10 protein-coding genes and 3 tRNA genes are annotated in these 11898 nt (G+C 38.2%); 1 reads left to right on the forward strand and 12 read right to left on the reverse strand.

All coding sequences use genetic code 11. The features are described 5' to 3' along the window. Window positions 1-45: 45 nt before the first annotated feature. The 9 genes from AC4D4B_RS15970 to sigW all read right to left on the reverse strand — a co-directional run bounded on the left by AC4D4B_RS15970 (window position 46) and on the right by sigW (window position 10505). Window positions 46-489 carry a YrvL family regulatory protein gene (locus tag AC4D4B_RS15970; RefSeq protein WP_491000505.1) on the reverse strand — a complete coding sequence of 148 codons (444 nt, stop codon included), beginning with the start codon at window positions 487-489 and terminating at the stop codon, window positions 46-48. Window positions 490-784: 295 nt separating this feature from the next. Beyond that, the gene (locus tag AC4D4B_RS15975) at window positions 785-2440 is read right to left on the reverse strand and encodes an FAD-dependent oxidoreductase (RefSeq protein ID WP_490997033.1); all 1656 of its coding nucleotides are present in this window, start codon (window positions 2438-2440) and stop codon (window positions 785-787) included. 277 nt (window positions 2441-2717) lie between these two features. Beyond that, window positions 2718-2933 carry a DUF378 domain-containing protein gene (locus AC4D4B_RS15980; protein ID WP_490997034.1) on the reverse strand — a complete coding sequence of 72 codons (216 nt, stop codon included), beginning with the start codon at window positions 2931-2933 and terminating at the stop codon, window positions 2718-2720. Between the two features lie 481 nt (window positions 2934-3414). Continuing rightward, window positions 3415-5217: a glutamine--fructose-6-phosphate transaminase (isomerizing) gene (glmS, locus tag AC4D4B_RS15985; protein ID WP_491000506.1), complete on the reverse strand. Its 1803-nt coding sequence runs from the start codon at window positions 5215-5217 to the stop codon at window positions 3415-3417. A gap of 420 nt (window positions 5218-5637) precedes the next feature. Beyond that, window positions 5638-6987 (reverse strand): phosphoglucosamine mutase, encoded by a 1350-nt coding sequence (gene glmM, locus AC4D4B_RS15990; RefSeq protein ID WP_491000507.1) that lies wholly within the window; start codon window positions 6985-6987, stop codon window positions 5638-5640. A gap of 81 nt (window positions 6988-7068) precedes the next feature. Further along, window positions 7069-8319, reverse strand: coding sequence for a CdaR family protein (locus AC4D4B_RS15995; protein ID WP_490997037.1), 1251 nt, complete (start codon window positions 8317-8319; stop codon window positions 7069-7071). Further along, window positions 8312-9136: a diadenylate cyclase CdaA gene (gene cdaA / locus AC4D4B_RS16000; protein WP_490997038.1), complete on the reverse strand. Its 825-nt coding sequence runs from the start codon at window positions 9134-9136 to the stop codon at window positions 8312-8314. Before cdaA ends, AC4D4B_RS15995 begins: the two co-directional genes overlap by 8 nt. Before the next feature lie 181 nt (window positions 9137-9317). Beyond that, the gene (locus tag AC4D4B_RS16005; protein WP_491000508.1) at window positions 9318-9917 is read right to left on the reverse strand and encodes a zf-HC2 domain-containing protein; all 600 of its coding nucleotides are present in this window, start codon (window positions 9915-9917) and stop codon (window positions 9318-9320) included. A 15-nt stretch (window positions 9918-9932) separates the two neighbouring features. Beyond that, the gene (sigW, locus tag AC4D4B_RS16010) at window positions 9933-10505 is read right to left on the reverse strand and encodes an RNA polymerase sigma factor SigW (RefSeq protein ID WP_375138423.1); all 573 of its coding nucleotides are present in this window, start codon (window positions 10503-10505) and stop codon (window positions 9933-9935) included. Between the two features lie 154 nt (window positions 10506-10659). Here sigW and AC4D4B_RS16015 point away from each other — a divergent pair, with 154 nt between their 5' ends. Beyond that, complete coding sequence (locus tag AC4D4B_RS16015; protein WP_077247995.1) at window positions 10660-10824, forward strand: aspartyl-phosphate phosphatase Spo0E family protein; 165 nt, start codon at window positions 10660-10662, stop codon at window positions 10822-10824. Between the two features lie 715 nt (window positions 10825-11539). Here AC4D4B_RS16015 and AC4D4B_RS16020 read toward each other — a convergent pair. From AC4D4B_RS16020 to AC4D4B_RS16030, 3 genes are all read right to left on the reverse strand, one after another. Beyond that, window positions 11540-11614 (reverse strand) — tRNA-Gly (locus AC4D4B_RS16020). 4 nt (window positions 11615-11618) lie between these two features. Next, window positions 11619-11691: transfer RNA gene (locus AC4D4B_RS16025), tRNA-Lys, on the reverse strand. 4 nt (window positions 11692-11695) lie between these two features. Next, a tRNA-Gln gene (locus AC4D4B_RS16030) sits at window positions 11696-11770 on the reverse strand. Window positions 11771-11898 lie beyond the last annotated feature (128 nt).

Raw genomic sequence — 11898 nt, forward strand, 5'->3', positions numbered from 1 at the left:
AATAACATTTTTACCAATTATATGTATTTAAATATTAATAGTTTTTCAAGTTTCCTTCTGCTCTAAAGCCTCTTCAAGGAAGAACATAAAAATAACCACAATTATTTCCACTATAAAAGGAACTGTAATGCGATTCATAAATTCGTCTACTGTATAAATAGTCAGCCAACTAAAGATACAGTTAAACAGAAACTTCACAGCGAATAATTGGTAGGTCCCAGATATATAGAGTTTTGATAATTTAACAAGCACCATTGAAAACAAATCCAACACCAAACCAAGCAAAAAGAGAAACACAACAAATAGGAAGAGAGTAAATCGAGAGTCATACTCTCCCCCAAACAATCTAAAAAAGCCCGCAAAACTAAAGTAAGTAACACCCAACACAAACGACAAAGGAATGAGTACAATTAGGCAGATAATCACCACAGTTGTAATCTTTTCTTTTATCCCCATCTCCCGAAAAGGTTTATCTTCATTCGAACTCATGAATTACATTCCTACTTTCAAGTACAATATGTCCTGAGTCTATTATAAGCTTCATCTTGTTAGGGAGGCACCGTCTTTATATAAATCTTGGAAAAAAACAAGTATGTATGATGGCTGATTTAATAGAAAATATCATTTTAACTAATGATAAGAAAGAATTTTAGCGAACTCAAAAAGTCTTCCTTTATTAAATAGAGGAAGACTTTCAAACCGGAGTTGATTTTAATACTTAATACAGAGTGCGTCTTTAGTATATTTTTAATTTATAGCACTCTGAAATATCTAGCTCTAAGGCTTAATCAGCTGATACTAGAAGTCTCTCTCTAATATGGTTAGCAGATATATAACCAAACACCGTTGTAGGTCCTAAGGTCGATCCGGGACCTGGATACACACGTCCCATAACGGATGCTGAGCAATTTCCGGTTGCATACAATCCTTCTATCGGTAATCCATTACGAAGGGCTTGCCCATGTTCATCAGCTACAATTCCGCCTTTTGTCCCTAAATCGCCAGGGTAAATTTTACAGGCATAGTATGGTGGTTTTTCAATTGCGCCCAAGTTGGGGTTTTTATAGGTTGGATCACCGTAATAATTATCATATACTGAGTTTCCACGTCCAAAATCATCATCTAATCCTTTTTTTGTAAAATCATTAAATCTGGCAACCGTATTTTTTAACCCAGCTAAGTCAATTTTGCATTTCTCCGCCAATTCTTCAATAGAGTTCGCTTTTATTAAGAATCCGCTCTCAATTGCACTTTTAGGAGTCCTTCTCGGGAGCATGTTGCCAAACAAATACTTATTTCGATGCCTGCTCTCCATAATAAGCCATGAGTGAATCGCCCTTCCATTCTTTTCTTGCCTTTCAAGGATTGCATGACCTGCATCCGTATATGATTGGGACTCATTAAAATAACGTTCTCCCGTTTGATCCACTATTATACAATGTGGCATTGAACGTTCATGCACAAGGAATTTTCGGGCACCGCTTGCATCAATCGCTGTCGGACCCCACCAGGCATCATCCAATAAAGCAGTATCTAGGTTATGCTTTTCTGCGATTAACAGCATATCACCTGTGTTATCCGGACTTGCAGATGTCCAGTCTGTTCCTACATGATGATATTTTTTGCGCAGCTCCAGATTTCGTTCAAATCCTCCACCCGCCAAAATTACTGACCGACACTTGATAAAATATGGTTTCCCCTCTTTTTCTGCCTCGACCCCTACAATTTTATCTTCCTCCATGATTAAGTCCTTTAAGGGTGTCGATAACATCAATGGGACATGATATTTCTTTGCAATTATGAGTAAACGACTGACCAATCCGCCTCCTATCGATATAGCGTGTTCACCTTTGATCTTATGCTTAAATCCATTCAGGAACATACCGACAACCGTGTTAAAATCTTTTGCATTTGTAAAGGCCTTTGGCAAAGAGGCAACTTTTCCGGAATAAATGGGCATTGGGGCCTCAAGCTCACCTGTCCGTAAAGTCTCTTCATTTTCTGCTAAAAGCCTAGCATCAACAATTTCCGCCTCAATGGAGCGACCTATTTTACCACCAGGTCTTTCAGGATAATAATCTGGATACAGCGAACCCGCCACCCACTTCATCCCTAAATCCTCTAAAAACTTTACCATTTTGTGACCATTTTTCACATAAGCCTCTTTTCGCTCATACGTAGATGCTGGTCCTGTGTCCTCTATTATTTCTTGCATATAAGTAAGTGCTTCTTCCTCACTATCCTGTAAGCCAGCATTTTTCGAAACATGATTATTCGGAATCCACAAACCTCCACCAGATAAAGCTGATGAACCACCCCATACAGCCCCTTTTTCAATAATAGCTGTGCGGAGACCGCCATGCACAGATGTAATTGCTGCTACCAATCCTCCCGCACCACTACCTACTACTATGACGTCATATTCTTCATCCCAGTTCATTTGCATTCCTCCATATTGTCCAAGTTTTATATTTATATGAAAGATACAGCAATAAAAGTACGTCTTTCTTCTATCTACCGGCAAATGATTTTGAAGGTTAAAATATGTATGCAACCAAAAAACAGCTGCCGAATCTATCGACAACTGCGCATGGTAAGACACTCTAAATCTAATCTTTAAGTTAACAACGGAAATCCTATTATTTTTTTTAAGCTTAAGTTCTACAGCAAAGGACCCCCTCTTTTAAAAGAGGGGGAGATTATACTTATCATTATCATTACGCTGCAACTCGTGATTCCTTTGCTGGAGCAAAGAGCAACCCAATATTAGTTAAACCTGCAATACCTACTAACGCATAGACGATTCGAGAAAGAATGGCATCCTGTCCTCCAAATAAAGTTGCTACAAGATCAAATTGAAAGAAACCTACCAGCCCCCAATTTATAGCTCCAATGATCGTTAATACAAGTGCTATTTTCTGAAGAATACTCAATTTTCATTTCCCCTTTGTAAGTTTTATTGTAATCATTTACTATATTCACGTAATCACGGATACTTAAACCAAAATGTATAAATAAAATATAAGTTTTGTATAATTTTATTAAAGGATAGAATTCTATTATGAGAGTGATTGTTTTATATGAGAAAAAAGATACTACCTCTTCAACAAAATTAAATCATTACCGGTTTAGTAATATCTAAAATGTACAGAATCATTAGTCTATCAGGCTTATATTTGTATTGTCCTCTGTATTTTTCGTAAATTAGGAAGTATGAATATACACAAATAGACTGTACCCAGAAGCCAGATATACTTGCTCTTGTGTACAGCCCATGTGGTCTTGACCTTTAGAAATAGCCTGGTAAGGATGAGTTGACTAATTGTGCATCTAAAATTTACTCTTTCAAATTCAAAAAACCCAGCTTCCTTCAAACGAAGAGTAGCTGGGTTTTAAATCATTTATATTAATTCCTTACTCAACCGTAACCGATTTTGCTAGATTACGAGGTTTATCCACATCACAGCCACGGTGAAGGGATGCATAGTAAGCAATTAGTTGTAATGGTATTACAGAGATAAGAGGTGTTAACATTGGGTTAACTTCTGGAAGTACGTATGCGTCTCCTTCTTGATCAAGTCCCTTCATGGAAATGATGCAAGGGTTAGCGCCACGTGCTACCACTTCTTTTACGTTACCACGGATGCTTAAGTTTACAGCTTCCTGTGTTGCCAGAGCAATAACAGGTGTTCCTTCTTCAATCAAGGCAATTGTACCGTGTTTTAGTTCACCGCCGGCAAAGCCTTCCGCTTGAATATAGGAAATTTCTTTTAGCTTCAACGCACCCTCAAGGCCAACGAAATAATCAACAGAACGTCCGATAAAGAAACAATTACGTGTAACAGCAAGATATTCGCGTGCAATCATTTCGAATTTATCTTTGTCATCACATAGAGCTTCCATAGCGTTCGCAATGATTCCCAATTCTTTCACTACATCAAAATCTGCTAATTGATTTTTTTCTTTCGCCACAACAGCTGCCAGAATTGTTAATACAGCCATTTGTGCTGTGTATGCTTTAGTAGATGCAACAGCAATTTCAGGACCGGCATGTAATAATAGCGTAAAGTCAGCTTCACGAGACAATGTTGATCCAGGTACATTGGTAATCGTTAAGGCCTTGTGACCCATCTCTTTTACTTGTACAAGTACGGCACGGCTATCTGCTGTTTCCCCACTTTGGGAAATGAAAATGAATAATGGTTTTTCGGATAAAAGAGGCATATTGTAGCCAAATTCGGAAGCCACATGGACTTCTACTGGTACTTTCGCCATATTTTCAAACATTTGTTTTCCAACAAGGCCAGCATGATAGCTTGTTCCACAAGCAACAATGTACAGTCGATCCGCTTCATTTATCGCATGAACAATCGCGTCGTCTATTTTTAGCTCACCCGCTTCATTCTGATAAGCTTGAATGATTTTACGAGTTACTAAAGGCTGCTCATCAATTTCTTTTAGCATATAGTGCGGATACGTTCCTTTTTCAATATCGCTTGCATCCAGCTGTGCTGTGTAAGGTTCACGAGTAACTACTGTACCGTCCAATTGTTTAATGGTGATTTGATCTTTTGTAACAAGAACAATTTCTTTATCCATAAGTTCAACAAACTGGTCTGTTACTTGCAGCATAGCCATCGCATCACTTGCGATTACATTGAAATCAGCACCTACACCTACTAATAATGGGCTTTTATTTTTAGCTACATAAATGATTTCTTCATCTTGTGCATCCAGTAAGCCAATTGCATAAGAACCATGCAATAGACCCAGAGCCTTTGCAAAAGCTGCTTCTACGTTAAGTCCTTCTTCAACGAATTTGCTGATAAGCTGAACGATTACCTCAGTATCCGTATCACTCACTAAATCAGTATCTTGAAGGTACTCCCTCTTTAATAATTCATAGTTCTCAATTACACCGTTATGAACGATTGTAAAACGTCCATTCGAACTTTGATGAGGGTGAGCATTTCTTATGCTTGGTACTCCATGAGTTGCCCAGCGAGTGTGTCCAATTCCTTTAGAAGATCGTACAGATGGATCTACGCTTTCACGTAAATCAGCTATTCTTCCTTTTTCTTTGAACACATGTACACCGTTCTCATTCATAACTGCGATACCAGCTGAATCATATCCTCTATATTCAAGCTTTTCTAAGCCTTTTAGTAAAATTTCTTTAGCATCTTGATGTCCAATATATCCTACGATTCCACACATACTTGTTTATCCTCCTATAAAAAAGATGAAGGGACAAGAATGCCCAGGGGGGGCAATCTTGCCCCCTTATCTCTGTATAATTTTTAATTGATTTATGCATCTCTTTTTATTCTGTCCAGTTTGTCACCAAACTGATTTAGTAAAAAGAGGGTCAGTTGTGCATGCAACCGGAAGGCATCCGCCGAAAAATCGATAACCTCCACCTCGTCAACTGGGTTACTCCAGTCCTGGCGCTTTACTATCTAAATAACATCTACCCTCCTCATCTATTTTGAACTCAATTTTCAGCATACACTATTTGCTCTCATTTCGTCAATATTTACAAAAATATACATTTAAGTCTCATAATTCAGCTATACATATATAAAATATGCATAAGAGGAAGAACTGTTCCCCTTATGCATTAATTGTAAATGATTATTATTCTAAGCCCATCTCTGCCCTTACAACATCGGCAATTCTCTCAACGTATTGATCACATTGCTCCTGTGTAGGTGCCTCAGCCATTACGCGAACGAGTGGTTCAGTTCCAGACGGTCTAACAAGAATTCTCCCGTTTCCGCTCATTTCCTCTTCCACTTGCTCAATAATTGCCTTTACTTTTTCATTATCTGTTACATGATGCTTATCTGTTACACGGATATTGACAAGTTTTTGTGGATAAACTTTCATTTCGCCTGCAAGTTCCGAAAGTGGCTTACCTGTCAGCTTCATTATATTAATGAGCTGTACACCTGTCAGCAATCCGTCTCCTGTTGTATTGTAATCAAGGAAAATAATATGGCCTGATTGCTCTCCGCCAAGATTATATCCACCTTTTTTCATTTCTTCTACAACATACCGATCTCCAACTGCTGTCTGCGCACTTAAGATTTGGTTTACATCTAATTCTTTATAAAATCCCATATTACTCATAACTGTTGATACAACGGTATTATGCTTAAGGCGATTATGTTCTTTCATGTATTTTGCACAAATGAACATAATTTGATCTCCATCAACGATATTACCTTTCTCATCGACAGCTATTAATCGATCTCCATCTCCATCAAAAGCCAGACCAACATCCGCTCCTTTTTCGAGAACAAATTCAGCCAGCTTATCCGGATGTGTGGATCCGACTCCTTCATTAATATTAAGACCATTTGGTGAAGCACCCATAGTCGAAACATCAGCATCCAGATCAGCAAACAAGTGTGTTGCTAAAGAAGAAGTAGCTCCGTGTGCACAATCCAGGGCCACATGGATATTTGTAAAATCCTCATCCGCGGTTTGTTTTAAGTATTGAATATATTTTTGCCCACCTTCGAGGTAATCATTGATTCTTCCAATGTTTTCTCCGATTGGTCTTGGGAGTTGATCTTCTTCCATATCCAATAATGCTTCAATCTCTTCTTCCTGATCATCTGAAAGCTTAAACCCATCAGAGCCGAAGAATTTAATGCCATTATCCGCTACAGGGTTATGGGAGGCAGAAATCATTACACCTGCTTCTGCGCCTAAAGCTTTTGTTAAATAAGCAACTCCAGGTGTTGAAACGATACCCAAACGCATGACCTCCGCTCCAATTGAGAGCAGACCAGCTACAAGAGCACTTTCCAGCATGAATCCGGATATTCTTGTATCACGGCCAATTATTACCTTTGGACGGTTATCATTATGTTTCGTTAACACATATCCTCCAAATCGGCCTAGCTTAAAAGCAAGCTCCGGTGTCAGTTCGCTATTTGCTACACCCCTCACACCATCTGTACCGAAATATTTACCCATTAAAAATCTCTCCTTCTACTAATACACTTCATATTTTATTGCCTATATATACCTAACTGTCTTATGAAAGAGTGTAGGTTATTATCCATCTGAACTCTTTTCTGAGATTTCCACTGTAATTGACTTACTATTGTTAGGCAGTTCCCAATGTACCTCATCTGGTGCATTCACCTTTAAGGGTACTGTATGGCTTCCTTCATTTAAATCTTTTACCTCGATAAATATATCAAAATCACTGGATTTCAGGGATTTAATCTTTGATGCCTCGCCTTCAATGGCCAGGTCCACCATCCCATTTGAAGGATTAAGAATTTTCGCCTCATATTTCTCATTGTCTAGTCCCTTTATTTCAATAGGTATATTCGAGATTGTTTGAGTATTTTCCTTCTTTATCTTAACTGTCACTTTAACCGTATCTATAGAAGATCCAACTACTCCATCAGGCAAACTGACTGGAATTTCAATTACAGTATCCTCATCAATATTACTGACATCAACAGGTACCGTTATCTCCTTTATATCTTTAAGAATGGATTCTCCTCCATAGATGGTAGCTGTCTCCGAATCAATTTTAATACTTTCAATTGTAACTCCTTCGGGCGGTGCTCCTGTAGCTTTAGCAGATAGGCTGACCTCTTTTGAAGGACTGTTTACATTTATCGAGATATCAACTGTACTAGGTTCAATATTCACATCTAACAAGTTCATATTGCTGTCAAATGCCTGTACTGTTGCTTCAGTTAGAATATCATTCGTTACATGTGAGTCCGTTTTAACAGTTGCTTTTACAACAGAAACCTTATCGACATGGCTCTTGGCACCCGTTATTTCTACTTCTGTTGGACTTAGATATGGCGGATCTGATGTATATCCTTCTGCTAATAGTGTTTTATCAAATTCAGCCTCGACTTTGAAGTTCTCTGTTACCTTCTCCTCTACCACTGCTGTTGCATTGGCCTGTGTCAGTGTATAGTTAATTTTATCCGATAAATTCTTTACCTTGATTGGTACCTTTTGAGAACCAATTTTAGGATCGGATAGGTCTACATAGATCTCAAAGTCCATTGTAGATTTAGCAGTTATAACTATACTTTTAGGACCCTCAAGTGTAATATCAACGGCTTCTGGTACCCCGCTGACAATTAAATTATCGGTATCATAGTAGACCTCAACAGGCACATTTTTAATTGTAGTTGTTTCTGTGCTTGAGGGTGTATTATAAGGATTACTCGAATTATTGATAGGGTCACTATTGACAGAAAAATACATAAATATAGCAACCATAAAAGCTCCGATTTTCATAAACCAACTACTAGAAGTAACCTTATCCATCTTTTCTCGACCTCCAATTCCAAAGAGTCGAAGATGTCGGTTTATTCTTTATGGACAATTCATTTTCAAGCATATTTTGCAGTTCATCTAACGAAAGATTCCGATAAAGCTCTCCGTTTTTCGTTAATGAGATACTCCCCGTTTCTTCTGAAACAACGATTGTTAAGCTATCAGTAACTTCACTGATTCCCAGTGCTGCTCTGTGCCTTGTTCCCAACTCTTTTGAAACAAATGGGCTTTCAGACAATGGAAGATAACATGCTGCAGCTGCAACTGTACCATTTTGCAGGATTACAGCTCCATCGTGCAGTGGCGTATTTGGGATAAAAATATTAATTAATAACTCTGATGACACTCTCGAATCAAGGCGTATACCTGTCTCAATATAATCATTAAGACCTGTTTCTCTTTCTATCGAAAGAAGGGCACCAATTCGACGTTTAGCCATATAAGTAGTTGATTTAATAATGGCTTCTATCATTTGCTCCTGCACATTTTCTTCCTGAAAGTTTGTCCTAGTAAATAAGCGACCCCTTCCCAGTTGTTCAAGTGCTCGTCTTAGCTCAGGCTGGAATATAATGATGACGGCTAAAACGCCCCAAGTCATTACATTGTCTAGTAAATAGCTTAATGTATTCAAGCCAATGATTTCACTGGCAAAGCGGCCAACCACAATTAAAAGGATTCCGCGTAATAGCTGAACAGCTTTTGTGCCTTTAATAATTTGCAATAATTTATAAAAAACAAACCAAACGATAAATATGTCGGTTATGCTGATAATATAATCTAATAAAGAAAAGTTGTTTAGAAACGGCATGTCATTTCCTCCAGTCATGTCCTTTCCCATGAACGGTGTATATACCGCTATGTTGTATAACCCCACTATTATAACATACTGTTCCACAAACTCTAAGAATTCAGTCCCAAATTCATTCATAGAAAAAGAAAAAGGCCATCCGCGGTGGATCGCCTTAAATAGGTCTATTTCTATCTATAGATTAAAAAACTCTTGATGCTATATCCTTAGTATGAAACCAAATCCATTCAAACAGTTGATCAATCTCTTCTATATTTCCAGTCACTTCACCGGCTCCTGCTAAATAGTTATCTCCATTGATAACCGTTACATTCCCATTAACTTTGCCCTCAACTTTTATATCTCCATTTTTAACAACAAGGTCCCCTTTGACCGTCTTTCCTTCCGGAACAATCACAGTTTGTCCTTCGACGACCAGGTTAGGGTCTTTAGAGAATGAGAACTGTTCATCCTCTCCCCAATAGGAAAATAAGCTACTGCCCATCAATAGAATAAAGAGCGAAGCGGCAATTAACATTGGATTGCGCTGCAGCCATTTTTCAAACCTTCGCCTTTTCGATTGTTTAGGTAGATTTCTCATTACATTTGCGGTAAATCCGCTAGGTGCTGTAATATGGTTACTTTGAAGAAAGGCAACTGTTTTACTCAACTCGTGAAAGGTTTTCTTACACTCATCACATTCTGCTATATGCGAAAGAAGCACATTGGAATGTTCTTCATTAATGTCATCGTCGAGATAATCATGCATATAATCTGCGATGTTTTCTGGGCATTGTTTCATTTTAATCCACCTCATTTATATAGATCGCATCGATTTTCTCAGTGCATCTCTTCCCCTATGAATTCGTGTTTTCACGGTTCCTACCGGTAAATTAAGGATTTCACTAATTTCTTTCAGAGATAGCTCATCCACATATTTTAATACAATAACTGAGCGGTATTTTTCAGGCAGATTCTGAATTTCCTTTTGCATTTTTTCTTTAAGCTCTAAACTCTCCAGTTCATCCTCAGGTAACTTTGTATCCGATGGAATCTGTGAATACATATCAAGCCCCTCTGTACCTGCTACTTCTGCATCGAGATAATAATCCGGCTTCTTTTTACGTATACGGTCTATACATAAATTTGTAGCAATCCGGTATAACCAGGTGGAGAACTTTCGGTTCATCTGGAAAGTGTGTATATTCATATATGCCCGTAAAAAAGCTTCCTGTGCCACATCCTCTGCTTCATGGCGGTCACCCAGCATGCGATAGCACAATTGAAATACTCTGTCTTTATAAAACTGAACGATGTCTTCATATGCCTGTTGTTTACCACCCAGCACTTCCTGTATTCTTTCTTTAATAAGTCCTTCCAAATTGTCCATCCTCCGCATTGGCGGCCTTCAGCATTTATACGCACTGGCCTTGAGAAAAGTTTCAATAAAAAATAATTTTTGTTTTTTACATTGACACACTGTTTAATCTTTATAAATATGGGTAATAAAGGTAACAAAACATCTTGCAGATAGGAGTGAAGACTTGGAACTACATATACTTATGAAGGATATTGAACAATGCCGCCAAAGAATGATACTACTTGCCTCTTCAACTTCAATGCTTGACTCTGATGTCATCAAAGCAAGTACTGAACTGGACTCATTAATCAATCTCTATCAAACTCACACAAGATATGTAAAGCAGTAATCCTAAAAGGTTGCTGCTTTTCTTTATGGAATGCTGATCTCTGTATCCACTGACGGCTAACAAAATCCCTATTGGTATTAGTTTCACTCATTATATTTAGACCCAGAATGAATATAGGCCCTATTCATTGCCTCATCCATTCCGGATAAGGGTCAACTTTTACTGTACTAAGTATACAGCCAGGAGACAGTCATATAAATTTTCTCCTGTGCCCTTCACTATTTATCATTCAATGTCGTTTTTCTTTACGTTTGACCCCATGCCTTATTCTTGAATTAACCTACCTCTCAAACAAACCGTAGATTCTTTATAAAACATCTATATATAATCGACAGGATTAGTTGATATATATCATAACCAGATTAACTTCTTCAAACGTACTGGCATTACTTAAAGAGCACCTTTTCCCCTATCGATCAGGCAATGTCATTCACCGAACCTTTATGCTAATACTCTTTAATCTATAGATCGCTTATATAATGGTTTTAAAAGTACACACTTAACTTCTATCATACCTTATTAGCTTAGTTCAGTCTCGCAAATCGTTTCTCAAGAGTAAAGAGCCTCTTTAGTACCAATAAAACGGTAGCTGAATAGTTTAATTCTCGCTTTTGATGCGTGCCAATTCTTCTTATCGCAGGGCTTAATGGTTTTTATAATAAAAAAAACCTTAAAATGCAATGCATTTAAGGTTTAAAATAGTCGTATAAAATTTTGGAGCGGAAGACGGGATTCGAACCCGCGACCCCCACCTTGGCAAGGTGATGTTCTACCACTGAACTACTTCCGCAAAATGAGCCATGAAGGACTCGAACCTTCGACCCTCTGATTAAAAGTCAGATGCTCTACCGACTGAGCTAATGGCTCTAAATGGCTGGGCTAGCAGGATTCGAACCTACGAATGACGGAGTCAAAGTCCGTTGCCTTACCGCTTGGCTATAGCCCAAAAAGAAAAAAAGGGACAATATCTTGTCCATTACTCAAAACTTATTAAAATAATGGTGGAGGGGGGCAGATTCGAACTGCCGAACCCGAAGGAGCGGATTTACAGTCCGCCGCGTTTAGCCACTTCGC

This window comes from Pradoshia sp. Z6_59 (genome assembly GCF_058267515.1).